The organism is Micromonospora sp. NPDC049529 (genome assembly GCF_055586685.1).
Window position 1 is genome coordinate 35,470 of sequence record NZ_JBVJHT010000031.1, and the last position, 25,276, is coordinate 60,745.

39 protein-coding genes are annotated in these 25,276 nt (G+C 68.1%); all 39 read left to right on the forward strand.

The genetic code is table 11. The annotated features are described in order from the left end of the window. The first annotated feature begins 24 nt into the window (after positions 1-24). The 39 genes from ACZ6QQ_RS35010 to truA all read left to right on the forward strand — a co-directional run bounded on the left by ACZ6QQ_RS35010 (position 25) and on the right by truA (position 25,270). The gene (locus ACZ6QQ_RS35010) at positions 25-381 is read left to right on the forward strand and encodes a hypothetical protein (RefSeq protein ID WP_465882232.1); all 357 of its coding nucleotides are present in this window, start codon (positions 25-27) and stop codon (positions 379-381) included. Positions 382-594: 213 nt separating this feature from the next. Beyond that, complete coding sequence (locus tag ACZ6QQ_RS35015) at positions 595-1,020, forward strand: hypothetical protein (RefSeq protein WP_465882196.1); 426 nt, start codon at positions 595-597, stop codon at positions 1,018-1,020. A 463-nt stretch (positions 1,021-1,483) separates the two neighbouring features. Continuing rightward, on the forward strand, positions 1,484-1,858 hold the full coding sequence (gene rpsL / locus ACZ6QQ_RS35020; RefSeq protein WP_007465318.1) for a 30S ribosomal protein S12: 375 nt from the start codon (positions 1,484-1,486) through the stop codon (positions 1,856-1,858). 1 nt (position 1,859) lies between these two features. Further along, entirely contained in the window at positions 1,860-2,330 is a 471-nt protein-coding gene (rpsG, locus tag ACZ6QQ_RS35025; RefSeq protein WP_121158400.1) for a 30S ribosomal protein S7, read from the forward strand. Positions 2,331-2,401: 71 nt separating this feature from the next. Next, positions 2,402-4,498, forward strand: coding sequence for an elongation factor G (gene fusA / locus ACZ6QQ_RS35030; protein WP_465882198.1), 2,097 nt, complete (start codon positions 2,402-2,404; stop codon positions 4,496-4,498). Positions 4,499-4,733: 235 nt separating this feature from the next. Next, positions 4,734-5,927 (forward strand): elongation factor Tu, encoded by a 1,194-nt coding sequence (gene tuf, locus ACZ6QQ_RS35035; RefSeq protein WP_326561097.1) that lies wholly within the window; start codon positions 4,734-4,736, stop codon positions 5,925-5,927. A 348-nt stretch (positions 5,928-6,275) separates the two neighbouring features. Continuing rightward, positions 6,276-6,584, forward strand: coding sequence for a 30S ribosomal protein S10 (rpsJ, locus tag ACZ6QQ_RS35040; RefSeq protein ID WP_007073037.1), 309 nt, complete (start codon positions 6,276-6,278; stop codon positions 6,582-6,584). 11 nt (positions 6,585-6,595) lie between these two features. Then, positions 6,596-7,261 carry a 50S ribosomal protein L3 gene (gene rplC / locus ACZ6QQ_RS35045; RefSeq protein WP_465882200.1) on the forward strand — a complete coding sequence of 222 codons (666 nt, stop codon included), beginning with the start codon at positions 6,596-6,598 and terminating at the stop codon, positions 7,259-7,261. After that, complete coding sequence (gene rplD / locus ACZ6QQ_RS35050) at positions 7,258-7,929, forward strand: 50S ribosomal protein L4 (protein ID WP_465882201.1); 672 nt, start codon at positions 7,258-7,260, stop codon at positions 7,927-7,929. Before rplC ends, rplD begins: the two co-directional genes overlap by 4 nt. Next, the gene (rplW, locus tag ACZ6QQ_RS35055) at positions 7,926-8,228 is read left to right on the forward strand and encodes a 50S ribosomal protein L23 (protein ID WP_329107134.1); all 303 of its coding nucleotides are present in this window, start codon (positions 7,926-7,928) and stop codon (positions 8,226-8,228) included. The genes rplD and rplW overlap by 4 nt, the downstream gene beginning before the upstream one ends. 12 nt (positions 8,229-8,240) lie before the next feature. Further along, complete coding sequence (gene rplB / locus ACZ6QQ_RS35060) at positions 8,241-9,080, forward strand: 50S ribosomal protein L2 (RefSeq protein ID WP_465882202.1); 840 nt, start codon at positions 8,241-8,243, stop codon at positions 9,078-9,080. A gap of 15 nt (positions 9,081-9,095) precedes the next feature. After that, positions 9,096-9,377 (forward strand): 30S ribosomal protein S19, encoded by a 282-nt coding sequence (gene rpsS, locus ACZ6QQ_RS35065; protein WP_465882203.1) that lies wholly within the window; start codon positions 9,096-9,098, stop codon positions 9,375-9,377. 36 nt (positions 9,378-9,413) lie between these two features. Beyond that, complete coding sequence (rplV, locus tag ACZ6QQ_RS35070) at positions 9,414-9,887, forward strand: 50S ribosomal protein L22 (RefSeq protein WP_326561092.1); 474 nt, start codon at positions 9,414-9,416, stop codon at positions 9,885-9,887. Further along, the gene (rpsC, locus tag ACZ6QQ_RS35075) at positions 9,887-10,765 is read left to right on the forward strand and encodes a 30S ribosomal protein S3 (RefSeq protein ID WP_465882205.1); all 879 of its coding nucleotides are present in this window, start codon (positions 9,887-9,889) and stop codon (positions 10,763-10,765) included. Before rplV ends, rpsC begins: the two co-directional genes overlap by 1 nt. Positions 10,766-10,768: 3 nt before the next feature. Further along, entirely contained in the window at positions 10,769-11,194 is a 426-nt protein-coding gene (rplP, locus tag ACZ6QQ_RS35080) for a 50S ribosomal protein L16 (protein WP_121158410.1), read from the forward strand. Further along, positions 11,194-11,430: a 50S ribosomal protein L29 gene (rpmC, locus tag ACZ6QQ_RS35085; protein WP_326561090.1), complete on the forward strand. Its 237-nt coding sequence runs from the start codon at positions 11,194-11,196 to the stop codon at positions 11,428-11,430. The genes rplP and rpmC overlap by 1 nt, the downstream gene beginning before the upstream one ends. Further along, entirely contained in the window at positions 11,427-11,720 is a 294-nt protein-coding gene (gene rpsQ, locus ACZ6QQ_RS35090) for a 30S ribosomal protein S17 (RefSeq protein ID WP_465882207.1), read from the forward strand. Before rpmC ends, rpsQ begins: the two co-directional genes overlap by 4 nt. A gap of 136 nt (positions 11,721-11,856) precedes the next feature. Beyond that, positions 11,857-12,225 (forward strand): 50S ribosomal protein L14, encoded by a 369-nt coding sequence (gene rplN / locus ACZ6QQ_RS35095; RefSeq protein ID WP_007465279.1) that lies wholly within the window; start codon positions 11,857-11,859, stop codon positions 12,223-12,225. Further along, entirely contained in the window at positions 12,222-12,542 is a 321-nt protein-coding gene (rplX, locus tag ACZ6QQ_RS35100; protein WP_363598836.1) for a 50S ribosomal protein L24, read from the forward strand. Before rplN ends, rplX begins: the two co-directional genes overlap by 4 nt. Further along, on the forward strand, positions 12,542-13,126 hold the full coding sequence (gene rplE / locus ACZ6QQ_RS35105; protein WP_396808542.1) for a 50S ribosomal protein L5: 585 nt from the start codon (positions 12,542-12,544) through the stop codon (positions 13,124-13,126). The genes rplX and rplE overlap by 1 nt, the downstream gene beginning before the upstream one ends. 1 nt (position 13,127) lies before the next feature. Beyond that, the gene (locus ACZ6QQ_RS35110; RefSeq protein WP_007465272.1) at positions 13,128-13,313 is read left to right on the forward strand and encodes a type Z 30S ribosomal protein S14; all 186 of its coding nucleotides are present in this window, start codon (positions 13,128-13,130) and stop codon (positions 13,311-13,313) included. Between the two features lie 104 nt (positions 13,314-13,417). Beyond that, positions 13,418-13,825 carry a 30S ribosomal protein S8 gene (gene rpsH / locus ACZ6QQ_RS35115; protein WP_161685893.1) on the forward strand — a complete coding sequence of 136 codons (408 nt, stop codon included), beginning with the start codon at positions 13,418-13,420 and terminating at the stop codon, positions 13,823-13,825. A 16-nt stretch (positions 13,826-13,841) separates the two neighbouring features. Next, a complete protein-coding gene (gene rplF, locus ACZ6QQ_RS35120) occupies positions 13,842-14,384 on the forward strand; it encodes a 50S ribosomal protein L6 (protein ID WP_465882209.1) in 543 nt (180 codons plus the stop codon). After that, positions 14,381-14,770 (forward strand): 50S ribosomal protein L18, encoded by a 390-nt coding sequence (gene rplR, locus ACZ6QQ_RS35125; RefSeq protein ID WP_465882211.1) that lies wholly within the window; start codon positions 14,381-14,383, stop codon positions 14,768-14,770. Before rplF ends, rplR begins: the two co-directional genes overlap by 4 nt. 72 nt (positions 14,771-14,842) lie before the next feature. Then, the gene (gene rpsE / locus ACZ6QQ_RS35130; protein ID WP_121158417.1) at positions 14,843-15,457 is read left to right on the forward strand and encodes a 30S ribosomal protein S5; all 615 of its coding nucleotides are present in this window, start codon (positions 14,843-14,845) and stop codon (positions 15,455-15,457) included. Further along, the gene (gene rpmD, locus ACZ6QQ_RS35135) at positions 15,457-15,639 is read left to right on the forward strand and encodes a 50S ribosomal protein L30 (protein ID WP_121158418.1); all 183 of its coding nucleotides are present in this window, start codon (positions 15,457-15,459) and stop codon (positions 15,637-15,639) included. The genes rpsE and rpmD overlap by 1 nt, the downstream gene beginning before the upstream one ends. Continuing rightward, positions 15,639-16,082, forward strand: a complete 444-nt coding sequence (gene rplO, locus ACZ6QQ_RS35140) for a 50S ribosomal protein L15 (protein ID WP_465882212.1) — start codon at positions 15,639-15,641, stop codon at positions 16,080-16,082. Before rpmD ends, rplO begins: the two co-directional genes overlap by 1 nt. Positions 16,083-16,316: 234 nt before the next feature. Further along, on the forward strand, positions 16,317-17,639 hold the full coding sequence (secY, locus tag ACZ6QQ_RS35145) for a preprotein translocase subunit SecY (protein ID WP_465882233.1): 1,323 nt from the start codon (positions 16,317-16,319) through the stop codon (positions 17,637-17,639). After that, positions 17,640-18,293, forward strand: coding sequence for an adenylate kinase (locus ACZ6QQ_RS35150; protein WP_465882214.1), 654 nt, complete (start codon positions 17,640-17,642; stop codon positions 18,291-18,293). A 191-nt stretch (positions 18,294-18,484) separates the two neighbouring features. Next, positions 18,485-19,336: a type I methionyl aminopeptidase gene (gene map, locus ACZ6QQ_RS35155; protein ID WP_465882216.1), complete on the forward strand. Its 852-nt coding sequence runs from the start codon at positions 18,485-18,487 to the stop codon at positions 19,334-19,336. 96 nt (positions 19,337-19,432) lie between these two features. Further along, positions 19,433-20,110: a DUF1707 SHOCT-like domain-containing protein gene (locus ACZ6QQ_RS35160; protein ID WP_465882217.1), complete on the forward strand. Its 678-nt coding sequence runs from the start codon at positions 19,433-19,435 to the stop codon at positions 20,108-20,110. Positions 20,111-20,341: 231 nt separating this feature from the next. Then, on the forward strand, positions 20,342-20,563 hold the full coding sequence (infA, locus tag ACZ6QQ_RS35165; protein ID WP_007073013.1) for a translation initiation factor IF-1: 222 nt from the start codon (positions 20,342-20,344) through the stop codon (positions 20,561-20,563). A gap of 109 nt (positions 20,564-20,672) precedes the next feature. Then, positions 20,673-20,786, forward strand: coding sequence for a 50S ribosomal protein L36 (rpmJ, locus tag ACZ6QQ_RS35170; protein ID WP_043965539.1), 114 nt, complete (start codon positions 20,673-20,675; stop codon positions 20,784-20,786). Positions 20,787-21,014: 228 nt separating this feature from the next. Continuing rightward, the gene (rpsM, locus tag ACZ6QQ_RS35175; protein WP_326561078.1) at positions 21,015-21,395 is read left to right on the forward strand and encodes a 30S ribosomal protein S13; all 381 of its coding nucleotides are present in this window, start codon (positions 21,015-21,017) and stop codon (positions 21,393-21,395) included. A 114-nt stretch (positions 21,396-21,509) separates the two neighbouring features. Continuing rightward, on the forward strand, positions 21,510-21,917 hold the full coding sequence (rpsK, locus tag ACZ6QQ_RS35180; RefSeq protein WP_007073011.1) for a 30S ribosomal protein S11: 408 nt from the start codon (positions 21,510-21,512) through the stop codon (positions 21,915-21,917). Between the two features lie 13 nt (positions 21,918-21,930). Then, positions 21,931-22,557 (forward strand): 30S ribosomal protein S4, encoded by a 627-nt coding sequence (rpsD, locus tag ACZ6QQ_RS35185; RefSeq protein ID WP_465882218.1) that lies wholly within the window; start codon positions 21,931-21,933, stop codon positions 22,555-22,557. Between the two features lie 153 nt (positions 22,558-22,710). Then, positions 22,711-23,733, forward strand: coding sequence for a DNA-directed RNA polymerase subunit alpha (locus ACZ6QQ_RS35190; RefSeq protein WP_121158425.1), 1,023 nt, complete (start codon positions 22,711-22,713; stop codon positions 23,731-23,733). 48 nt (positions 23,734-23,781) lie between these two features. Next, the gene (gene rplQ / locus ACZ6QQ_RS35195; protein WP_465882220.1) at positions 23,782-24,351 is read left to right on the forward strand and encodes a 50S ribosomal protein L17; all 570 of its coding nucleotides are present in this window, start codon (positions 23,782-23,784) and stop codon (positions 24,349-24,351) included. 88 nt (positions 24,352-24,439) lie between these two features. Beyond that, positions 24,440-25,270 carry a tRNA pseudouridine(38-40) synthase TruA gene (gene truA, locus ACZ6QQ_RS35200; protein WP_465882222.1) on the forward strand — a complete coding sequence of 277 codons (831 nt, stop codon included), beginning with the start codon at positions 24,440-24,442 and terminating at the stop codon, positions 25,268-25,270. Positions 25,271-25,276 lie beyond the last annotated feature (6 nt).

Below are 25,276 nucleotides of genomic sequence, written 5' to 3' on the forward strand. Positions count from 1 at the left end.
TGTTTGTAGGCTGGCCGGGTGGAGATGACGCCGGTGACCCTGCCCGGACCGCTGTTGCGGCACCCGCTCGACCCGGACCCGGTGCGCTCGACGAAGGCGCGGGCGGTCTTCGCGCTGGGCCTGGTGGCCGCGCTCACCGGGGTGTTCCTCGGTGGGATCGTGCCGGCCACGGTCGCACTGCTGCTGGCACGGCAGGCGCGCCGGGAGGCGTACGCCTCGGCCGGCTACCTGACCGGCGCCGCGTTGCTGCACCGGGGCGAGCGTCTGGCCCGGGCCGGCATCACGCTCGCCGTCGCCACGGCGCTGGTGGTGGCCGTGATCGGGCTGCTGCACCTCGCCGGCACGCCCGGCGGCCAGGACTTCGCCCCCACCATCGACTAGCGCGCCGCCCCGGCGGGACACCGCCTAGAGTGTGAGGACCCGTGGGAGGACCGCTCCGGTCCGCGCCCCGGGGAACATGGCTGTCGGAGGGGGACGTCGGTGACGGAAGAGGCGCGGCCACCCTCGGGACCGGGGAGCCGGCCACCGGCGTACCCGTCGTCGGGTTTTCCGTCGACCATGCCGCCGCCGGCCGGCCCCGGCGGACCGGCCCCGGTGCCCCAGCCCCCGCGCGAGACGTGGCGCCCACCCCGCCGGGTCGACCCCGTTCCCGGTACGCCGTTCGGCCTGGCCTACCTGGATGTGCCGCCGATCACCTCCGGGCTGGCGGTCGGCGCGCTGGCCGCCGGCATCGCGGGCATCCTGGTGTCGCTGCTGGTGCTCTGCTTCGGGCTGTTCGGGGCGGGTGAGGGGTGGGGTGCCTGGGTGGCCGGGGCCTTCGGGGTCCTGGGCGGGCTGCTCGGCGGCGCGGCGATCATGCTCGGTGTGCTCGGGCGGCGGCAGACCCGACCCGACGCGCCCTCGTCCGGGGTCCGGTTCGTCGGCACCGGGCTGGCGGTCTCCGGGATCTGGTGCGGTGCGGCGGGGCTCACGCTGACCGTGGTCGCGTTCGGGCTGGCGGTGCTCCTACAGCTCAGCTGAGCCGGTGCCGGCCCTGGTCCGGGGGCCGGCCGGGCCGAATCCCTGCGGGGCCGGTACACTTGCTGCTAGTGGTGCCTGCTGCGGGCGCACGGGCGGAACGGGCCGGGGAGCCGGGAGCGGCTCTTCGGGGAACCCCCGTTTTGACCTGGGTGCTTCTGGTAGGTACCCTTCCCCTCGTGCCCGGGCTCGCCCGGGCAACTCGTGCGTGCTCCCGAGCCGGTATCCGGCCATCGAGCAGCGTCACGACACAGTCGAAGAGGTCGGCGGGCACCGCTCGCTGACCGGATAAAACCGGTGCGGGCGAAAGCGCGCAGCGGGACCGCGGACGGGCGACACGCCCGACCGCGGGTGCCGGAGCCATCCACGGACGGGTTCGGTTCGGAATGTAGGAGAGTCACCCACCCGGGCGACTACGACCAAGGCGCGACCGCCGGGCAGGCGGTCGGAGGGAGCGGAAAACCCGGTGCCCACCATTCAGCAGTTGGTCCGAAAGGGCCGCCAGGCTAAGACAACGAAGACCAAGACGCCCGCGCTGAAGGGCAGCCCGCAGCGGCGCGGCGTGTGCACGCGTGTTTACACCACTACCCCGAAGAAGCCGAACTCGGCGCTGCGCAAGGTCGCCCGTGTGAAGCTGAGCAGCCAGATCGAGGTGACCGCGTACATTCCCGGCGTCGGGCACAACCTGCAGGAGCACTCGATCGTGCTGGTTCGTGGCGGCCGGGTGAAGGACCTCCCCGGCGTGCGCTACAAGATTGTCCGCGGCTCGCTGGACACCCAGGGCGTTCGTAACCGCAAGCAGGCGCGCAGCCGTTACGGCGCGAAGAAGGAGAAGAGCTGACATGCCGCGTAAGGGACCCGCTCCGCGCCGGCCGTTGGTCGCCGACCCGGTATACAACTCGCCGCTGGTCACCCAGCTGGTGAACAAGATCCTGCTTCGTGGCAAGCGTCAGCTCGCCGAGCGCATCGTCTACGGCGCCCTTGAGGGCTGCCGGGAGAAGTCGGGCACTGACCCGGTAGTCACCCTCAAGCGGGCGATGGACAACGTGAAGCCGACCCTGGAGGTGCGCAGCCGCCGGGTCGGTGGCGCGACCTACCAGGTGCCGGTCGAGGTGCGCCCGGCCCGGGCGACCACCCTCGGTCTGCGCTGGCTGGTCACGTACTCCAAGGCGCGTCGGGAAAAGACGATGATCGAGCGCCTGATGAACGAGCTGCTCGACGCGAGCAACGGCCTCGGTGCCGCCGTCAAGCGGCGCGAGGACACGCACAAGATGGCCGAGTCGAACAAGGCCTTCGCGCACTACCGCTGGTAACACGCCTCGTGCCGCCGCCGCAGGGCGGCGGCACGACCAGGTTGTCGAGACGACGATAAGTAGGGATTGAAGTGGCCGCCGCAGACGCGCTCGCCAAGGTACGCAACATCGGCATCATGGCGCACATCGATGCTGGTAAGACCACGACCACCGAGCGGATCCTGTTCTACACCGGCATCACGTACAAGATCGGCGAGGTCCACGAGGGCGCCGCCGTCATGGACTGGATGGAGCAGGAGCAGGAGCGGGGGATCACCATCACCTCCGCCGCCACCAAGTGTGAGTGGCATGGCCACACGATCCAGATCATCGACACGCCCGGCCACGTCGACTTCACGGTCGAGGTCGAGCGGTCGCTGCGGGTGCTGGACGGTGCGGTCGCGGTATACGACGGGGTCGCCGGTGTCGAGCCGCAGACCGAGAACGTCTGGCGCCAAGCGGACAAGTACAACGTTCCCCGGATGTGCTTCGTCAACAAGCTCGACCGGACCGGTGCCGACTTCTTCCGCTGCGTGCAGATGATGATCGACCGGCTGAACGCCACCCCGCTGGTGCTCCAGATCCCGATCGGGCTCGAGGGTGACCACATCGGTGTCGTCGACCTGATCGGGATGCGCGCGCTGACCTGGCGTGGCGAGACCCAGAAGGGCGAGGACTACGCGATCGAGGAGATCCCGGCCGACCTCGCCGAGTCCGCCGCCGAGTGGCGCGACAAGCTGCTGGAGACGCTGGCCGACGTCGACGACTCGGTGATGGAGAAGTACCTCGAGGGTGAGGACATCACCGTCGACGAGATCAAGGCCGCCATCCGGCGGGCCACGATCGCGGGCAAGGCGAACCCGGTGCTCTGCGGTTCGGCGTTCAAGAACAAGGGCGTCCAGCCGATGCTCGACGCCGTGGTCGACTACCTGCCGTCGCCGCTGGACATCCCGGCCGTCGAGGGCACCGCGACCGACGGCGAGACCGTCCTGCTGCGCAAGCCCTCGAACAGCGAGCCGTTCGCCGGTCTGGCCTTCAAGATCCAGACCGACAAGCACCTCGGCAAGCTCACCTACGTGCGGGTCTACTCCGGCACGCTCGAGTCCGGTTCCCAGGTGGTCAACTCCACCAAGGACCGCAAGGAGCGGATCGGCAAGATCTACCAGATGCACGCCAACAAGCGGGAAGAGCGTCCGTCGGCCCAGGCCGGCGACATCATCGCGGTCCAGGGTCTGAAGCAGACCACCACCGGTGACACGCTCTCCGACCCGGCGAACCCGGTCATCCTGGAATCGATGACGTTCCCGGAGCCGGTCATCAACGTGGCGATCGAGCCGAAGACCAAGTCCGACCAGGAGAAGCTCGGCACCGCGATCCAGCGGCTGGCCGAGGAGGACCCGACCTTCCGGGTCCGGCTCGACGAGGAGACCGGCCAGACGGTCATCTCCGGCATGGGCGAACTGCACCTGGACATCCTGGTCGACCGGATGCGCCGCGAGTTCAACGTCGAGGCCAACATCGGCAAGCCGCAGGTGGCGTACCGCGAGACCATCCGCCGCAAGGTGGACAAGGTCGAGCACACGCACAAGAAGCAGACCGGTGGTTCGGGTCAGTACGCCCGGGTCATCGTCAGCCTCGAGCCGCTGCCGCTCGGCAACGACCAGCCGACGTACGAGTTCGTGAACGCGGTCAGCGGTGGTCGTATCCCGCGGGAGTTCATCCCGTCGGTGGACGCCGGCGCCCAGGACGCCATGCAGTACGGCACCCTGGCCGGTTACCCGCTGGTCGGCCTGAAGCTGACGCTGCTCGACGGGCAGTACCACGAGGTCGACTCGTCCGAAATGGCGTTCAAGATCGCCGGCTCGATGGTGCTCAAGGAAGCGGCCCGCAAGGCCGATCCCGCACTGCTCGAGCCGATGATGGCCGTCGAGGTCACCACCCCTGAGGAAAACATGGGTGACGTCATCGGCGACATCAACTCCCGCCGCGGCATCATCCAGGCCATGGAGGAGCGGAGCGGTGCTCGCATCGTCCGCGCCCTGGTGCCGCTGTCGGAGATGTTCGGCTATGTCGGCGACCTGCGGTCGAAGACCCAGGGCCGGGCTAGCTACAGCATGCAGTTCGACTCCTACGCCGAGGTTCCCGCGAGCGTCGCGAAGGAGATCATCGCGAAGGCGACGGGTGAGTGAGCGGAGACGCTTCGCTCGCCCGATGCCGGGCCGGTGATACCGCTAGGGCCACGGGCGGGTAATCTCGCCCGCGGTCTGCCCGGGCCGGGCTGCAAGAGACCAGGCCTGAAGGTTTCACCGCCGCAAGACCCAAGTACTTCCCGGCCGGAAATCGGTCGGTAAGGCTGTCGACAGAGTCCTGAACGCCGAATGGCGTGCCGGGCGTACGAACCAAGAAGTCCACAGGAGGACACCAGTGGCGAAGGCGAAGTTCGAGCGGACTAAGCCGCACGTCAACATCGGCACCATTGGTCACATCGACCACGGTAAGACGACGCTGACGGCGGCCATCACCAAGGTCCTGCACGACAAGATGCCCGACCTGAACCCGTACACGCCGTTCGACGAGATCGACAAGGCGCCGGAGGAGAAGGCCCGCGGCATCACGATCTCGATCGCACACGTCGAGTACCAGACCGAGGCGCGGCACTACGCGCACGTTGACTGCCCCGGTCACGCCGACTACATCAAGAACATGATCACCGGTGCCGCGCAGATGGACGGCGCGATCCTGGTGGTCGCGGCGACCGACGGCCCGATGCCGCAGACCCGCGAGCACGTGCTGCTGGCCCGCCAGGTTGGCGTGCCGTACATCGTCGTGGCGCTGAACAAGAGCGACATGGTCGATGACGAGGAACTCCTTGAGCTCGTCGAGCTCGAGGTTCGGGAGCTGCTCTCGAACCAGGAGTACCCGGGCGACGACCTGCCGGTCGTCCGCGTCTCGGCGCTGAAGGCGCTCGAGGGCGACCCGGAGTGGACCGACAAGCTCATGGACCTGATGAGCGCGGTCGACACCTCGATCCCGCAGCCGGCTCGCGAGACCGACAAGCCGTTCCTGATGCCGGTCGAGGACGTGTTCACGATCACCGGTCGTGGCACGGTCGTCACCGGCCGGGTCGAGCGTGGCGTTCTCCTGCCGAACGAGGATGTTGAGCTCGTCGGTATCAAGGAGAAGAGCTTCAAGACCAAGGTCACCGCGATCGAGATGTTCCGCAAGACCCTGGAGGACGCTCGCGCAGGCGAGAACGTCGGCCTCCTGCTGCGCGGTACCAAGCGCGACGAGGTCGAGCGTGGCATGGTCGTGGTGAAGCCGGGGTCGAACACCCCGCACACCGAGTTCGAGGCGACCGTCTACATCCTCTCGAAGGAAGAGGGTGGACGGCACACCCCGTTCTTCCAGAACTACCGTCCGCAGTTCTACTTCCGGACCACGGACGTTACCGGCGTTGTCACGCTGCCCGAGGGCACCGAGATGGTCATGCCGGGCGACAACACGACGATGTCCGTCAAGCTCATCCAGCCCATCGCGATGGAGGACAACCTCAAGTTCGCGATTCGTGAGGGTGGCCGGACGGTCGGCGCCGGGTTCGTCACGAAGATCATTAAGTAAAAGGTAACCCCGATTAGCGTTGCCGTCGGTAGTACGGCATACTACTCAGGTTGCGTACCGACCGTTTGTTGGCGCGTGCCCGGGAGTCCCGGGTAGGCGTCGACGAAGAGTCGCGCGTAGGGTGGTTGACCGCCACAGTGGTCAACCACCCTCGCACGGCGTCCGCACCATGTTTTGCATGACGGACGCCTCGACCGACCCGCGAAGGTCAGATCGCCTCGGGTAACCCCGGGCGGAGTCTGATCCCGGAGCGCGACACGCCCGACCGCGGGGGTCGGCGAAGTGGGGCTCTACCAGGTGGTGAGCACCCGCAAGACAGCGGCATCGAGAGAAGGAACAGAAGCCACCATGGCGGGACAGAAGATCCGCATCCGGCTCAAGGCCTATGACCACGAGGTCGTCGACTCCTCGGCGCGGAAGATCGTGGAGACGGTGACGCGCACCGGGGCGCAGGTCGCGGGCCCGGTGCCGCTGCCCACGGAGATCAACCGTTTCTGCGTGATCCGTTCGCCGCACAAGTACAAGGACTCGCGCGAGCACTTCGAAATGCGCACGCACAAGCGTCTGATCGACATCATCGACCCGACCCCGAAGACGGTCGACTCGCTCATGCGCCTCGACCTGCCGGCTGGCGTCGACATCGAGATCAAGCTGTAGGGACCGGACTAATGGACAGGCAAGTTAAGGGCATCCTGGGCGCCAAGCTCGGCATGACCCAGGTCTGGGACAACAACCGCGTTGTCCCCGTGACCGTGGTGCAGGCCGGCCCGTGCGTCGTGAGCCAGGTCCGTACCACCGACAAGGACGGGTACTCCGCGATCCAGTTGGCGTACGGCGTAGTTGACCCGCGCAAGGTCAAGAAGCCGCGGGCCGGGCACTTCGCGAAGTCCGGTGTGGCCCCCCGGCGGCACATCGTCGAGCTGCGCACGGCCGACGCGTCGGAGTACGAGCTCGGTCAGGAGGTGACCGTCGACTCCTTCGCCCCGGGCGGGTCGATCGACGTGACCGGCCGGACCAAGGGCAAGGGCTTCGCCGGTGTCATGAAGCGGCACGGCTTCCACGGCCTGCGCGCCAGCCACGGTGTCGAGCGCAAGCACCGCTCGCCCGGTTCCATCGGCGCCTGCGCGACCCCCGGTCGCGTCTTCAAGGGCGTGAAGATGGCCGGTCGGATGGGCGCGCGTCGCTTCACCGTGCAGAACCTGGTGATCCAGGCGGTCGACGCCGAGCAGAACCTGCTGCTCGTCCGCGGCGCCATCCCGGGCCCCAAGGGCGCCCTGGTGCTGGTTCGTTCCGCGGCCAAGGCGCAGGCGAAGAAGGGCGGTGTGGCGAAGTGACCTCCGTTGACGTGCGCACCGTCGAGGGTGGCAAGAGCGGCTCGGTCGAGCTGCCCGACAGCATCTTCGACGTGCAGGCGAACCTCTCGCTGATGCACCAGGTCGTGGTGGCCCAGCTGGCCGCCGCGCGCCAGGGCACGCACAAGGCGAAGACCCGCGGCGAGGTCGCCGGTGGCGGCAAGAAGCCGTACAAGCAGAAGGGCACCGGTCGCGCCCGTCAGGGCTCGATCCGCGCGCCGCAGTTCGCCGGTGGTGGCGTCGTCCACGGCCCGGTGCCGCGTGACTACAGCCAGCGGACCCCGAAGAAGATGAAGGCCGCCGCGCTGCGCGGTGCCCTGTCGGACCGGGCGCGCGCTGGCCAGGTGCACGTGGTGGAGTCGTTCGTCGGTGCCGAGAAGCCGTCGACCAAGGCGGCCCTGGCCACGCTGACCAAGCTGACCGAGGCCAAGCGGGTCCTGGTCGTGCTGAGCCGGACCGACGAGATCAACTGGCTCTCGCTGCGCAACGAGCCGCGGGTGCACCTGATCGAGGCCGGCCAGCTCAACACGTACGACGTGCTGGTGGCCGACGACGTGATCTTCACCCGGGACGCGCTGGACGAGTTCCTGCGGGTTCCGGCGGCGGCACAGGGTGCGGACGAGTCCGGAAGTGAGGGCGACGAGAAGTGACAACGATCGCCGACCCGCGGGACATCATCGTCGCGCCGGTCGTCTCCGAGAAGAGCTACAGCGAGCTGAACCGTAACTGGTACACCTTCCTGGTGCACCCGGACGCGAACAAGACCGCGATCAAGATCGCTATCCAGCAGATCTTCGACGTGCGCGTCCTGACGGTCAACACGCTGAACCGCGAGGGCAAGCGCAAGCGGACCCGTAACGGGTTCGGCCAGCGCAAGGCCACGAAGCGCGCGATGGTGAAGCTGGCTGACGGCGACCGCATCGAGGCCTTCGGCGGCCCGGTCAGCTGAGGGGTGTAGACAATGGCAATCCGTAAATACAAGCCGACGACGCCTGGCCGACGTGGCTCCAGCGTCGCCGACTTCGCCGAGATCACCAGGTCGACTCCCGAGAAGTCGCTGCTGGCTCCGCTGCCGAAGAAGGGTGGGCGTAACGCCCACGGCCGGATCACCACCCGGCACCACGGCGGTGGGCACAAGCGGCAGTACCGGCTGATCGACTTCAAGCGGGTCGACAAGGACGGCGTGCCGGCCAAGGTCGCGCACATCGAGTACGACCCGAACCGCACCGCGCGGATCGCGCTGCTGCACTACGCCGACGGCGAGAAGCGCTACATCGTGGCGCCGAAGGACCTGAAGCAGGGCGACGCGGTGGAGTCGGGCCCGACCGCCGACATCAAGCCGGGCAACAACCTGCCGCTGCGCAACATCCCGGTGGGTACCACCATCCACTGCGTGGAGCTGCGTCCGGGCGGCGGGGCCAAGATGGCCCGCTCGGCCGGTGTCGGCATCCAGCTGCTGGGTCGCGAGGGCGCGTACGCCACGCTGCGTATGCCGTCCGGTGAAATCCGGCGCGTGGACGTGCGCTGCCGGGCGACCGTGGGCGAGATCGGCAACGCCGACCAGTCAAACATCAACTGGGGCAAGGCCGGCCGCATGCGGTGGAAGGGCAAGCGCCCGACCGTCCGTGGTGTCGCGATGAACCCGGTCGACCACCCGCACGGTGGTGGCGAGGGCAAGACGTCCGGTGGTCGTCACCCGGTGAACCCGCAGGGTAAGCCCGAGGGCCGCACCCGTCGTAAGGGCCAGCCGAGCGACCGGCTGATCGTCCGCCGCCGCTACGCGACCCGCAAGCGCGGCTAAGGGAGTTAGGTAGACATGCCTCGCAGCTTGAAGAAGGGCCCGTTCGTCGACGACCACCTGCTCAAGAAGGTGGAAGTACAGAACGAAAAGGGCTCGAAGAACGTCATCAAGACGTGGTCCCGGCGTTCGATGATCATTCCGGACATGCTCGGACACACGATCGCCGTGCACGACGGGCGCAAGCACGTTCCGGTGTTCGTCACCGAGGCGATGGTCGGGCACAAGCTCGGCGAGTTTGCGCTGACCCGCACGTTCAAGGGTCACGAGAAGGACGACCGGAAGAGTCGCCGGCGCTGAGCCGGGCCACGGATAAAGGATCAAGGGGTTTCAGCGATGCCAGTTAAGGGCGACGCTCCGGTGCTTCCGGGCGCGCGGGCGGTTGCGCGGCACGTGGGCATCTCGGCGACGAAGGCTCGCCGGGTGGTCAACCTCGTCCGCGGCCTGCCCGCGAAGGAGGCGCTCACGGTGCTCCAGTTCGCGCCGCAGGCTGCGAGCGAGCAGGTCTACAAGGTGCTCGCGAGTGCGATCGCCAACGCCGAGAACAACGAGCGGCTGGACCCCGACGCGCTGCTCGTGAGCGAGGCGTACGTCGACGAGGGCCCGACGATGAAGCGGTTCCGGCCGCGGGCGCAGGGCCGGGCGTACCGGATCCGCAAGCGGACCAGCCACATCACGATCGTGGTCGAGGCGGTCGCGCCAGCCACGCCGAAGCGGGGCGGGGCGAAGAAGGCCGCACCGGCCAAGGTCGCGCCGGCCACCGAGGCCGAGGCTGCCGACACGCAGAGCAAGACGGAAGGTGCCGAGTAATGGGTCAGAAGGTTCACCCGATTGGGTTCCGGCTTGGCATCTCGACCGACTGGAAGTCCCGCTGGTTCGCGGACAAGCTCTACAAGGACTACATCGGCGAGGATGTCAAGATCCGCCGGATGATGTCCAAGGGCTTGGAGCGGGCCGGCATTTCCAAGGTCGACATCGAGCGCACCCGGGACCGGGTCCGGGTCGACATCCACACCGCACGGCCGGGCATCGTCATCGGCCGTAAGGGCGCGGAGGCCGACCGGATCCGTGGCGAGCTGGAGAAGCTGACCGGCAAGCAGGTGCAGCTGAACATCCTCGAGGTGAAGAACCCCGAGTCGGACGCGCAGCTCGTCGCACAGGCTGTGGCCGAGCAGCTCTCCAGCCGGGTCAGCTTCCGTCGGGCGATGCGCAAGTCGATGCAGTCGGCGATGAAGAACCCGATCGTCAAGGGAATCCGGGTGCAGGTTTCCGGCCGCCTCGGCGGCGCGGAGATGAGCCGTACCGAGTTCTACCGCGAGGGTCGGGTGCCGCTGCACACGCTGCGGGCCAACATCGAGTACGGCTTCTTCGAGGCGCGGACCACCTTCGGCCGGATCGGCGTGAAGGTGTGGATCTACAAGGGTGACGCCGTACCCGGTCGGGAAGCTCCGGCCGAGACCGGTCCGGCCCGTCCGCGTCGCGACCGTAGTGACCGGCCCGAGCGGCCGCGTCGTGGGCGGTCCGGTTCGTCCGGCACCACCGCCGGCGGCACCGAGGCCGGGCGCGCGGCGGCGGCGGAGTTCGCCGGCACCCCGGCCGAGGCCACGAACGACCAGGCCGCGCCGGCTAGCGCCGCGCCGGCCACTCCGGCTCCGGCCGGATCGGACAGCTCAGCGCAGGAGGGCTGACAGATGCTGATGCCGCGCAAGCCCCCGAAGGGCTTCCGCAAGCCGCACCACCCCGACCGCCACGGCGCGTCGAAGGGCGGCAACCGGGTGGTGTTCGGCGAGTTCGGAATCCAGGCGCTGGAGCCCGCGTACGTCACCAACCGGCAGATCGAGTCAGCGCGTATCGCGATGACCCGACACATCAAGCGTGGTGGCAAGGTCTGGATCACGGTCTTCCCGGACCAGGCCCTGACCAAGAAGCCCGCTGAGACCCGGATGGGTTCCGGTAAGGGCTCGCCCGAGTGGTGGGTCGCCAACGTCAAGCCGGGACGGGTGCTCTTCGAGATGTCCTTCCCCAACGAGCAGACCGCGCGAGAGGCAATGCGTCGCGCGATCCACAAGCTCCCGATGAAGTGCCGAATTGTGACACGCGAAGTGGGTGAAAGCTGATGGCCGCGGGCGTCAAGGCCGGCGAGCTGCGCGAGCTCTCCGAGGAGGAGCTGGTCGCGAAGCTGCGCGAGGCCAAAGCGGAGCTGTTCAACCTCCGTGTGCAGGCCGCGACCGGCCAGCTGGACAACAATCGCCGGCTGCAGGTCATCCGTCGGGAGATCGCCCGGATCTACACGATCATGCGTGAGCGCGAGCTGGGTCTCTCGGCCGCGCCGACTGAGGTGACTGCATCATGAGCGAGACGACCGCCCCGGAGGGGACCACCACCACCGCCCCGCGGGCCCAGCGCAAGGTGCGCGAGGGCCTCGTGGTCAGCGACAAGATGGACAAGACCGTCGTGGTCGAGGTTGAGGACCGGGTCAAGCACGCGCTGTACGGCAAGGTTCTGCGCCGTACGCGCAAGCTGAAGGTGCACGACGAGCAGAACGCGTGTGGCGTTGGCGACCGCGTACTGCTCATGGAGACCCGTCCGCTCTCCGCCACCAAGCGGTGGCGGGTCGTGGAGATCCTCGAAAAGGCCAAGTAGAGCCGGACGGGCTGCGTAAGCGGACCGGACCAGCAAGCTCAGGGTTCCGCCAGGCTCAGACGGCATGAGTTTCCGGCTGGAAGGCACAAGCCGGAGACACCAGCCGTCTGAGAACCGGCAGACATAGGAGATAGACGTGATTCAGCAGGAGTCGCGACTGCGCGTCGCCGACAACACGGGTGCTCGGGAGATCCTGTGTATCCGGGTTCTCGGTGGCTCCGGTCGGCGCTACGCGAGTATCGGCGACGTCATCGTGGCCACGGTCAAGGACGCCATTCCCGGTGCTGGTGTGAAGAAGGGCGACGTCGTCAAGGCGGTCGTCGTCCGCACCGCCAAGGAGCGGCGGCGGCCGGACGGCTCGTACATCCGCTTCGACGAGAATGCCGCCGTCATCATCAAGGACGGTGGCGACCCGCGCGGTACCCGTATCTTCGGCCCGGTGGGCCGGGAGCTGCGGGACAAGCGGTTCATGAAGATCATCTCTCTCGCGCCGGAGGTGTTGTGACCGTGAAGGTCAAGAAGGGCGACACGGTCGTCGTCATCGCCGGCAAGGACAAGGGTGCCAAGGGCAAGGTCATCGCGGCCTACCCGCGGCAGGACAAGGTCCTGGTCGAGGGCGTGAACCGGGTCAAGAAGCACACCCGCATCAGCACCACCCAGCGTGGCGCCAAGACCGGTGGCATCGTCACCCAGGAGGCTCCGATCCACGTGTCGAACGTGCAGCTCCTGGACTCCGACGGCAACCCGACCCGGGTCGGGTTCCGGATCGACGACAGTGGCCAGAAGGTCCGCGTCGCGCGTAGCACCGGTAAGGACCTGTGATGAGCACGGCTACCGAAGCCAAGACCATGCCGCGCCTCAAGGAGCGGTACCGCAACGAGATCGCGGCCGCCCTGCGCGAGCAGTTCGGTTACCAGAACCCGATGCAGGTGCCGGGTCTGGTCAAGATCGTCGTCAACATGGGTGTCGGCGAGGCTGCTCGTGACGCCAAGCTGATCGACGGCGCGGTTCGCGACCTGGCCACCATCACCGGCCAGAAGCCGCAGGTGCGACGGGCGACCAAGTCCATCGCGCAGTTCAAGCTGCGTGAGGGGATGCCGATCGGCGCGAAGGTGACCCTCCGGGGTGACCGGATGTGGGAGTTCCTGGACCGGCTGCTCTCCATCGCGCTGCCGCGTATCCGTGACTTCCGCGGCCTGGACGGGCGCAAGCTCGACGGGCACGGCAACTACACCTTCGGTCTGACCGAGCAGTCCGTGTTCCACGAGATCGACCAGGACAAGATCGATCGGCAGCGGGGCATGGACATCACGGTGGTCACCACGGCCACGAAGGACGACGAGGGTCGGGCGCTTCTGAAGCACCTGGGCTTCCCGTTCCGTGAAGACCCGAGCAAGGAGAACTGAGATGGCGAAGAAGGCGCTGATCATCAAAGCGGCCGCGAAGCCGAAGTTCTCGGTTCGCGCCTACACCCGGTGCCAGCGGTGTGGTCGCCCGAAGGCGGTCTACCGCAAGTTCGGGCTCTGCCGCGTGTGCATCCGGGAGATGGCCCACCGTGGTGAGCTGCCCGGTGTCTCCAAGGCATCCTGGTAAAGGCCCAGCAGCGTCCTGACCGTTGGTCGGGGCGAGGATCGCAACGCCGTAGGCCCCGGGCCGTGTGCCCCGGGAACCGCGGTGAGAAAGGCTGACAAACACCAATGACTATGACTGACCCCATCGCAGACATGCTCACGCGTCTGCGTAACGCCAACCAGGCGTACCACGACCGGGTGACGATGCCCTACTCGAAGATCAAGGCGAACATCGCCGAGGTCCTCAAGACCGAGGGTTACATCGCCACCTGGTCGGTCGAGGAGCCCGAAGAGGGCGCCGTCGGCAAGCGACTGGTCGTCGAGCTGAAGTACGGCCAGAGCCGCGAGCGGAGCCTGGCGGGTATCAAGCGCGTCTCCAAGCCCGGTCTGCGGGTGTACGCCAAGTCGGACGGGCTCCCCCGGGTGCTCGGCGGGCTGGGCGTGGCGATCATTTCGACGTCCCAGGGCCTGCTCACCGACCGGCAGGCTCGCAAGCGGAGCGTTGGCGGGGAAGTCCTCGCCTTCGTCTGGTAACGGGAGACAGGTAGAAATGTCGCGTATTGGACGTAAGTTGATTCCGGTTCCCGCCGGTGTCGACGTCACGATCACCGGGCCGACCGTGAAGGTCAAGGGCCCCAAGGGCGAGCTCACGCACACCCTGGCCGAGCCGATCAAGGCAGAGCGGGGCGAGGACGGACAGCTGGAGGTGACCCGTCCCAACGACGAGCGTCGCGCCAAGGAGCTGCACGGCCTGAGCCGTACCCTGGTGGCCAACATGATCGTCGGGGTGACCGAGGGTTACCGGAAGACGCTGGAGATCGCCGGCACCGGTTACCGGGTCACCGCCAAGGGCAGCGACCTCGAGTTCGCGCTCGGGTTCTCGCACCCGGTGATCGTTCCGGCCCCGGCCGGGATCACCTTCACCGTCGAGCGGCCGACCCTGTTCCACGTGGCCGGCATCGACAAGCAGCAGGTCGGTGAGGTCGCCGCCAAGATCCGGAAGATCCGGCCGCCGGAGCCCTACAAGGGCAAGGGCGTGAAGTACCAGGGCGAGGTCATCCGCCGCAAGGCTGGAAAGGCAGGTAAGAAGTGAGCGCCACGCTGCTCAAGCGCCGTCGCGGCGTTGCCGCCAAGCGCGCCGTCGGGCGGGCGCGGCGACACTTCCGGGTTCGCAAGAACGTCAGTGGCACCGCCGACCGTCCCCGGTTGGTCGTCACCCGCTCGCTGCGGAACATCACGGCCCAGGTGGTCGACGACACCAAGGGACACACCCTGGCGTCGGCGTCGAGCCTGGACACGTCGCTGCGCGGCGGCGAGGGCGACAAGAGCGCCCTGGCCGGCAAGGTCGGCGCACTGCTGGCCGAGCGGGCCAAGGCCGCCGGCATCTCCAAGGTCGTCTTCGATCGCGGTGGCAACCGGTACGCGGGGCGAATCGCCGCGCTCGCCGACGCCGCCCGCGAAGCCGGGCTCGAGTTCTGACGGGCGTCTGATGCGCGTCGGACGAGGATCGCAAGTTAGTAACCCCGTCACGAGAGATAAGGAAGGCTGCTGATGCCAGGTCAACAGCGCCGTGGCGGCGGGTCCGGTGGCAACGAGGGTGGTCGCCGCGACAACCGCCGTGAGGGCGGCCGCGGAAACGCGCCCGTCGAGAAGACGCCGCACATCGAGCGGGTCGTCGCGATCAACCGTGTCGCAAAGGTCGTGAAGGGTGGTCGTCGCTTCAGCTTCACCGCTCTGGTGATCGTTGGCGACGGCGACGGCACGGTCGGCGTGGGCTACGGAAAGGCCAAGGAGGTGCCCGCGGCCATCGCCAAGGGTGTCGAGGAGGCCAAGAAGCACTTCTTCAAGGTGCCGCGGATCGCCGCGTCGATCCCGCACCCGGTGCAGGGCGAGGACGCCGCTGGCGTCGTCCTGCTCAAGCCGGCCAGCGCCGGTACGGGTGTCATCGCCGGTGGACCGGTGCGGGCCGTGCTGGAGTGCGCCGGGATCCACGACGTGCTCTCCAAGAGCCTCGGATCGTCGAACCCGATCAACATCGTGCACGCCACCGTCGCGGCCCTGAAGGGGCTGGAGTCGCCGGAGGCGGTCGCGAAGCGTCGCGGCCTGCCGGTGGAGGATGTCGCGCCGGCCGCCATGCTGGCGGCGCGGGCGGGGGTGACCCGCTGATGGCTCGGCTCAAGGTCACCCAGCTCCGGTCCGACATCGGGACCAAGCACAACCAGCGGGAGTCCCTGCGGTCGCTCGGTCTCAAGCGGATCAATGACGTGGTGGTCAAGGAGGACCGTCCCGAGATTCGGGGCATGATCTTCACCGTGAGCCACCTCGTGAAGGTCGAGGAGGTCGAGTAATGACGATCAAGGTCCATCACCTGCGCCCGGCGCCGGGATCCAAGACCGCCAAGACCCGCGTGGGTCGTGGTGAAGGCTCCAAGGGCAAGACCGCCGGACGGGGCACCAAGGGCTCCAAGGCGCGCAAGAACATCTCGGCGGCGTTCGAGGGTGGGCAGATGCCCATCCACATGCGCCTGCCGAAGCTGAAGGGCTTCAAGAACCCCTTCCGGGTCGAGTTCCAGGTCGTGAACCTGGACCGGCTCGCGGAGTTGTTCCCGAACGGCGGCCAGATCGGTCCGGCCGAGCTCGTCGAGGCGGGTGCGGTCCGCAAGGGCCAGCCGGTCAAGGTGCTCGGTGCCGGGGATCTCGGTGGCGTGACGCTCCAGGTCTCCGCGCACGCGTTCAGTGCGTCGGCCAAGGAGAAGATCGCTGCTGCTGGCGGCTCGGCCACCGAGCTGTAGGACGTAACGCGGCCGTGACGCCCGTCAGTTGTTTTCAACTGACGGGCGCTACGGTCTACTAAGGGACGGTGTCCCTCGTTAACATCGGACCCGGTGTATGTTCGTGGGCACACCTGCCCGGATCACCGCCGGGCTGTTAGAGTCCGATCCCAGCACTGGTATCGGGCTACCGCTCGACGACCACCCTAAGCCGCGCCGGACCACCGGCGGCCCGCCTCGCGCAGGAGGATGAAGTTGCTCTCCGCCTTTTTCAGTGCGTTTCGTACGCCTGACCTGCGCAAAAAGCTGCTGTTTACAGTAGCTATCATCGGCGTCTACCGACTCGGTGCGACGCTGCCCAGCCCGGGTGTGTCCTTCGGCAACGTGCAGAAGTGCCTGGACACGATCCAGACCGACGGCGTCCTGTCGCTGTTGAACCTCTTCTCCGGCGGCGCGCTGCTGTCGCTGTCGGTCTTCGCGCTGGGCATCATGCCCTACATCACCGCCTCGATCATCCTGCAGCTGCTCACCGTGGTGATTCCGCGGTTGGAGCAGCTCCGCAAGGAGGGTCAGTCCGGTCAGGCGAAGATCACGCAGTACACCCGCTACCTGACGCTCGGCCTTGGCGTCCTCCAGGCGTCGGCGTTCGTGGCTCTGGCCCGCTCCGGGCAGCTCTTCAACAACCAGTGCAACGAGTTCCCGATCGTTCCGGAGAACACCGGGCTGCCGATGTGGCTCACCCTGGCGGTGCTGGTCATCACGATGACCGCCGGTACCGGTGTGGTCATGTGGCTCGGTGAGTTGATCACCGACCGGGGCGTCGGCAACGGCATGTCCGTGCTGATCTTCACCTCGATCGCGGCCCGGCTGCCCGGTGAGGGCTGGTCGATCAAGACCTCCAAGGGCTGGGACATGTTCCTCCTGGTCATCCTGCTGGTCCTGGTGGTCATCACGCTGGTGGTCTTCATCGAGCAGGCGCAGCGCCGGATTCCGGTCCAGTACGCGAAGCGCATGATCGGCCGGCGGATGTACGGCGGCACCTCGACCTACATCCCGCTCAAGGTGAACCAGGCGGGTGTGATTCCGGTCATCTTCGGCTCGTCGCTGCTCTACCTGCCGCAGCTGGCGCTGCAGTTCTTCGACCAGAACAACCCCGGCGACGTACAGACCTGGGTCCAGAACAACCTGGTCGACCCGAGCAGCCCGACGCACATCGTCGCGTACTTCCTGCTGATCATCTTCTTCACGTACTTCTACGTCTCGATCACGTTCAACCCGACCGAGGTCGCGGACAACATGAAGAAGTACGGCGGGTTCGTGCCGGGTATCCGCCCGGGCAAGCCGACCGCCGACTACCTGGACTTCATCCTCAGCCGGATCACCCTCCCGGGTGCCTTCTACCTGGGCGCGATCTCGATCCTCCCGAACTTCTTCTTCATCTGGCTGGACAACCAGCAGTACCAGAACTTCCCGTTCGGTGGTACTGCGGTGCTCATCATGGTCGGCGTCGGTCTGGAGACCGTGAAGCAGATCGAGAGCCAACTGATGCAGCGGAACTACGAAGGGTTCCTGCGCTAGATGCGACTCGTTCTGGTTGGTCCCCCTGGGGCGGGCAAGGGGACCCAGGCCGAGTTCATCGCCGCCCAGCTGGCCGTGCCCAAGATCTCGACGGGTGACATCTTCCGCGCCAACGTCACCCAGGGCACGCCGCTGGGGGTCGAGGCCAAGCGCTACATGGACGCCGGCAAGCTGGTGCCCGACGAGGTGACCATCAACATGGTGCGCGGCCGGCTCGCTGAGCCGGATGCCGCCGAGGGATTCCTGCTCGACGGCTTCCCGCGCACCACGCCGCAGGCGGCAGCCCTGGACAAGCTCTTGGCCGACCTGGGCACCGCGCTCGACCTGGTGATGGAACTGGTCGTGGACGACGACGAGGTGATCCGCCGGCTCTCCGGCCGGCGGACCTGTCGGGGCTGCGGCAAGATCTGGCACATCGAGTTCGACGCGCCGACCCATGAGGGCATCTGCGACCGCTGTGGGTCCGAGCTGTTCCAGCGGGACGACGACAAGGCCGAGACGATCGCCGAGCGGCTCCGCGAGTACGCGGACAAGACCGCACCGCTGGTCGACTACTACGGCGCCCAGGGCAAGCTGGTGGGGATCGACGCCACCGGACCGGTGGAGGATGTCACGGTCCGGGCTATCGATGCGCTCCGCTCCTACGGGGGATAGGGTCGGGTAACGGTGTGGGGTTGGGCCCCACCGTGCCCCGCTCTGGGCGGTCAGGCTTGATCCCGCCGCGGGTCACGGTGGGGCCCAACCCAGCGTCCGTCCGGCAGCCGGGGAGCGCGTCACACCATCCGTTGACGAAGAGTGCGGGTGTCAGGGTGGTCTCTGGGCCGGTGAGCGAAAGGTAGAGCGGCATGCGCCGTCACCAGCTGGATATCCAGCTGAAGACCCCGGAGCAGATCGACAGGATGCGGTCTGCCGGACTGGTCGTCGCGGCGGCGTTGGCTCGCATGCGCGAGGCGGTCGCACCCGGGGTCTCCACCGCCGATCTCGACGCGATCGCCGAGTCGGTGATCCGGGACGCGGGTGCCATCCCGTCGTTCAAGGGCTACCACGGCTTTCCGGCGTCGATCTGCTCCTCGGTCAACGAACAGGTGGTGCACGCCATCCCGTCGGCGGACCAGGTGCTGCGGGACGGCGACCTGATCTCCATCGACTGCGGTGCGGTGCTCGACGGCTGGCACGGCGACGCGGCGATCACGGTCGGCGTCGGCGAGGTCCGGCCGGAGCTGCTCCGGATGGCCGAGGTCGCCGAGGACGCGATGTGGGCGGGTATCGCCGCCGCCGCGCGGGGCTCGGCCAACGGCCGGGGCCGGCTCACCGACATCTCGGCGGCGGTGGAGATCGCCGTACGCAAGGGCGGGCGGTACGGCATCGTCGACGGGTACGGCGGACACGGCATCGGCACCGAGATGCACCAGGACCCGCACGTGCTCAACCACGGGCGGCCGGGCCGGGGTCCCCGGCTGGTGCCGGGCATGGCCCTGGCGATCGAACCGATGATCACCCTCGGCTCGCCCCGGACGGCGGAACTCGACGACGGCTGGACCGTGGTGACCCGCGACGGCTCGGTGGCGGCGCACGTCGAACACTCGATGGCCCTGCTGCCGGACGGGGTGTGGGTGCTCACCGCCGCCGACGGTGGCCGGGCCCGTCTCGGTGATCTGGTCACCGCCTCGCAGCCGGCCACCTCCGACTCCGTCTGAGCGACGGCGAGTTGCCGGCCGGGGTACCAGCCCGGACGAGCCACCGGGCGACGGAGGCGCTCGCCAACGTGGCGCGGCGGTGGCATCCTCGTACTCATGCAGCGGCGGGGCGAGATGCGGGCGGCGGATGCCGATCGGCAGCTGGTCGCCGAGCGGCTCCGGGTCGCGGTCGACGAGGGCCGGCTCGACCTGTACGAGTACGACGAGCGGTTGCGTGCGGCGTACGCCGCGAAGACGTACGCCGAGTTGGACGCCCTGGTGGCCGACCTGCCTGAGCCGGCGTTGGCGCCGCGCGCGGGTCTGACCCCGGCCGGCGCTACGGCGACGCGCGACCCGCTGGTTCCCGGTCCGAACGGCCGCTACCCGGGTGCCACCCGGCGGTGGCTGGTGGAGAACTGGACGCCCTACTTCTCCGTCGTGGCGGTCACGGTCGCGTGGTGGGCGGTCATCTCGGTGATGGCCGGGGAAGTGCTCTACTTCTGGCCGATCTGGGTCGCCGGGCCATGGGGCGCTGTGCTGCTGGTCGGCACGGTCAGCGGTCTGGCGCAGGGCAAGCCGCAGTTGGTGGCCGCGCAGCGGGCCCGGAGGAAGGCGGCGAAGCGGGCCCGTCGGGAGCGTCGGTCGGAGTCGGTGCCGGCGACGGCCCCGGACCGGCAGTCTGTCGGGCGCCCGGAGTTGGAGCGGTCGGCCGGGTCGGACCTGCGGTCGGAGTTGGCCGGGCGGGTCGAGCCGGGCGAGCGGGATGGCTGGCAGCTCGGCGGGAAAGCCGGCTAGTATCGGCTGGTTCGTCCGATCCGCCACACCGGGGGTACCTCGGTTTGGCGTCGATCCGTGGGCGAGCGTACACTGGCTGATCGGCGCACAGCGTCCACTCCGGCATGCCCATCCTGCGCTTCGGTGGGAGTCGGAGCCGCGGCTGGTCCGGTTGGCTGATCTTGACGAACAGGCATCCGGGTAAGGCGTTGTGAGCCGTCCGGAATTACCGACGTCAGGACAGCGGAGGACATGCCGAAAAAAGACGGAGCCATCGAGATTGAGGGTCGGGTCATCGAGCCGCTCCCGAACGCGATGTTCAGGGTCGAGCTTGCCAACGGCCACAAGGTGCTGGCTCACATCAGCGGCAAGATGCGGCAGCACTACATCCGCATCCTGCCCGAGGACCGGGTTGTCGTCGAGCTCTCGCCGTACGACCTGACCCGAGGGCGCATCGTCTACCGCTACAAGTGAATCCGGCTACGGATTCAGTCATCTGACGACGGCCGGATTGTCCGTGTCCGTCCTCGAAGTCCGGCGCCGTTTCCGCGTCGTCGGGCCTTATGGGAAGTAAGGCAAACCCGTGAAGGTCAAGCCGAGCGTCAAGCGGATCTGCAACAAGTGCCGGGTGATCCGCCGGCACGGCCGGGTCATGGTCATCTGCAGCGACCCGCGCCACAAGCAGCGCCAGGGCTGATCCGATCGGCCGGCCACTAGACCGGCCGGTGTCGGGCAGCCTCGTCGCCGATCCGTAGCGCAAGAGGATCCAGCACCACCACAGAAGCTCGTCCCAGCCACGAGCGCGCGTGCACATCAAGCGGTGCACTCGTGGCTGACCCCCGGTCGGAGGCCGGGGCCCACCGGGGCAGGTGGGATGGGTCGGGCCAGAGACCTCCGCGAAACACCACGAGGAGCACGCCCGCGCATGGCACGTCTAGCCGGCGTCGACCTCCCCCGCGACAAGCGGATGGAGATCGCGCTCACTTACATTTTCGGGGTCGGTCGGACCCGGGCAGTTCAAACGCTCGCCGCGACCGGGATCTCTCCGGACAAGCGCGCCAAGGACCTCACGGACGAGGAGCTGGTCCAGCTCCGCGACCACATCGAGGCCAACTTCAAGGTTGAGGGTGACCTGCGCCGCGAGGTCGCCGCTGATATCCGCCGCAAGGTCGAGATCGGCTGCTACGAGGGCATCCGGCACCGCCGGGGTCTGCCCGTCCGTGGTCAGCGGACCCGTACCAACGCACGGACCCGTAAGGGCCCGAAGCGGACCGTGGCAGGCAAGAAGAAGGCCGGCCGGAAGTAACAACCGGAATTCCGGTCCCGCTCGCCAGAGCGCGGGCCGATTTCCCGATACCGGAATCCGGGTTCAGCTCGATAGAGCCTGGCCGGACTTCCCACACTAGGAGCGCACAGACTTATGCCACCGAAGGCTCGCGCCGGGGCCGCCGTCAAGAAGGTCCGGCGCAAGGAACGCAAGAACGTCGCCCACGGGCAGGCGCACATCAAGAGCACCTTCAACAACACCATCGTGTCCATCACGGACCCGACCGGTGCGGTCATCTCCTGGGCCTCGGCCGGCCAGGTTGGCTTCAAGGGCTCCCGCAAGTCGACTCCGTTCGCCGCTCAGCTGGCCGCCGAGGCCGCCGCGCGTCGGGCGATGGAGCACGGCATGCGCAAGGTCGACGTGTTCGTCAAGGGCCCCGGCTCCGGCCGGGAGACCGCTATCCGTTCGCTGCAGGCCGTCGGGCTGGAGGTCGGGCAGATCTCCGACGTCACCCCGCAGCCGCACAACGGGTGCCGTCCGCCGAAGCGTCGTCGGGTCTGAGAGGTAGAGAGAGATGGCTCGTTACACCGGTGCTGACTGCCGCCGTTGCCGGCGGGAGAAGATGAAGCTGTTCCTCAAGGGCAGCAAGTGCGATGGCCCGAAGTGCCCGTTCGAGTCCCGGCCGTTCCCGCCCGGACAGCACGGCCGGGGTCGGACCAAGGAGACCGAGTACCTGCTCCAGCTTCGTGAGAAGCAGAAGGCCCGTCGTGTCTACGGCGTGCTGGAGAAGCAGTTCCGCGGTTACTACGAGGAGGCCGTGGCCAAGCAGGCGAAGACCGGTGAGGTCCTCCTGCAGATCCTCGAGTCGCGGCTGGACAACGTGGTCTACCGGGCGGGCTACGCCCAGTCCCGGGACATGGCCCGCCAGCTGGTCAAGCACGGTCACTTCATCGTGAACGGCAAGAAGGTCGACATCCCGTCGTACCGCATCAAGGAACACGACATCATCGAGGTTCGGGCGAAGTCCAAGGAGATGACCCCGTTCGTCGTGGCGCAGGCGCAGTCCGGTTCCCGGACCGTGCCGGCGTGGCTGGAGGCGATCCCCAGCCAGATGAAGATCCTGGTGCACACGCTCCCGGCCCGGCAGGTCATCGACACGCAGGTCCAGGAACAGCTGATCGTCGAGCTCTACTCCAAGTAGGCCCGAGAAAACCGTTCGGATCGGGCCGGGGTCGGCCGTACGGCACAGCGTTGCCGTGGTCGACCCCGTCCCGCCCGGGTGGTCGCCAGCGAGCTGGCAAGGCAACACAGACGGGCGTCAAATGGTGGGCGCCCCGAACCAAGGAGAACAGAAGTGCTCATTACCCAGCGGCCGACCCTCTCCGAGGAGTCGATCAGCGAGACCCGGTCCCGGTTCACCATCGAGCCGCTTGAGCCGGGCTTCGGTTACACCCTGGGCAACTCGCTCCGGCGTACGCTGCTGTCGTCCATCCCGGGCGCGGCCGTGACGTCGATCAAGATCGACGGCGTGCTGCACGAGTTCACCACGATCCCCGGTGTCAAGGAGGACGTGGTCGAGCTGGTCATGAACGTCAAGGAGCTCTGCGTCAGCTCCGACCACGACGAGCCGGTCAGCATGTACCTGCGCAAGCAGGGCCCCGGCGACGTCACCGCCGCGGACATCCAGCCGCCGGCCGGGGTGTCGGTGCACACCGGTGACCTCAAGCTCGCCACCCTGAACGGCAAGGGCCGGCTCGACATGGAGCTGACCGTCGAGCGGGGTCGCGGCTACGTCACCGCCGCGCAGAACAAGCAGTCCGGCGCCGAGATCGGCCGGATCCCGGTCGACTCGATCTACTCGCCGGTGCTGAAGGTGACCTACCGGGTCGAGGCGACCCGGGTCGAGCAGCGCACCGACTTCGACCGTCTGATCATCGACGTCGAGACCAAGGCGTCGATCGGCCCGCGTACCGCACTGGCCTCGGCCGGTTCCACCCTGGTCGAGCTCTTCGGCCTGGCCCGGGAGCTGGACGAGACGGCGGAGGGCATCGACATCGGCCCGTCGCCGCAGGACGCGCAGCTCGCGGCGGACCTGGCGCTGCCGATCGAGGAGCTGGACCTCACCGTCCGCTCCTACAACTGCCTCAAGCGCGAGGGCATCAACTCCGTTGGTGAGCTCATCGGGCGTACCGAGGCAGACCTCCTCGACATCCGGAATTTCGGTCAGAAGTCGATCGACGAGGTCAAGATGAAGCTCGCCGGGATGGGCCTGGGGCTGAAGGACTCGGCTCCCAACTTCGACCCGGCGCACGTCGTGGACACCTTTGGCGAGGGCGACTACGACACCGACGACTACCGCGAGACCGAGCAGCTTTGATTTTCGGCTAGCTGGAGATCAGCTGCCCACTATTGAGGAGCACCAAGCATGCCCACGCCCACCAAGGGTCCCCGCCTCGGCGGCAGCCCCGCGCACGAGCGGCTGATGCTGGCCAACCTGGCCACCGCGCTGTTCCAGCACGGCAAGATCAAGACGACCGAGACCAAGGCCAAGCGGCTGCGGCCCCTGGCGGAGCAGCTCATCACCAAGGCCAAGCGCGGCGACCTGGCCAGCCGCCGCAAGGTGCTGGGCACGGTGAAGGACAAGGACGTCGTCTACACCCTGTTCGACCAGATCGCGCCCCGGTACGCCAACCGCCCGGGTGGCTACACCCGGATCGTGAAGACCGGACCGCGCAAGGGCGACAACGCCCCGATGGCGATCATCGAGCTGGTCGAGGAACTGGTCGTCGCCCCCGCGCCGGCCGGCACCGCGCAGAAGACCGCCGCCCGCAAGGCGGCCCAGCAGGACAAGGTCGAGGCGCTCGCCCCCACGGACGAGACCGAGACCCGTCCGGCCGACGCCGGGGACCAGGACGCCGAGGCACCGGAGTCGGTGTCGGGCGACACGGCGGCTGCCCGCGAGGACACCGACGAGGCTGACAACGCCAAGTCCTGATCCGGGGCTACGTCGGGCCCGGCACCCTCTCGCGGGGGTGCCGGGCCCGTTCATTTTCCGGGTACGGGCGGGTTCAGGGGGTACGGGAGTGGACGGTTACACCCGGGTACGGCTCGATGTCGCGTACGACGGCACCGACTTCTCCGGATGGGCGGCCCAGCCGGGGCGCCGTACGGTCGCCGGTGTGCTGACCGAGGTGCTGGCGCGGGTGCTCGGCGTGGACTCGGTGACCGGGCTGACGGTGGCCGGGCGTACCGACGCCGGGGTGCACGCCACCGGCCAGGTCTGTCACGTCGACCTGGCCGATGCCGCCTGGGCGCCGGTCACCGACACGTTGCTGCGCCGGTTGGCCGGACTGCTCCCGGGCGATGTCCGGGTGCGCGCCATCACCGAGGTACCCGAGGAGTTCGACGCCCGCTTCGCGGCGACGTTCCGGCGGTACGAGTACCGGGTGACCGACGCCCCGTACGGGGTGGAGCCGCTGCGCCGGCACGAGATCCTCGCCTGGCCGCGCCCGCTGGACCTGGCCGCGTTGGCTGCCGCTGCCGCCGGCCTGGTCGGCGAGCACGACTTCGCCGCGTACTGCCGGCGCAAGGAGCACGCGACCACGTTGCGCGAGGTCACCCGGCTGGACTGGCGCCGGGATCCGGACGGGATCCTGGTGGCGACGGTCCAGGCGGACGCGTTCTGCCAGTCGATGGTGCGCAGCCTGGTCGGGGCGATGCTGGTCGCGGGCGACGGGCGGCGGCCGGTCCAGTGGCCGGCGGGGCTGCTCAGCCGGCGGGAGCGGTCGAGTGAGGTGACCGTGGCACCGGCGCACGGACTGACCCTGGTCGAGGTCGGTTACCCGACCGACCCGGCCGAGTACGCCGACCGCGCGCTGCGTACCCGCCGGTTGCGACTTCCGGCCGAGGCGTGACCGCGA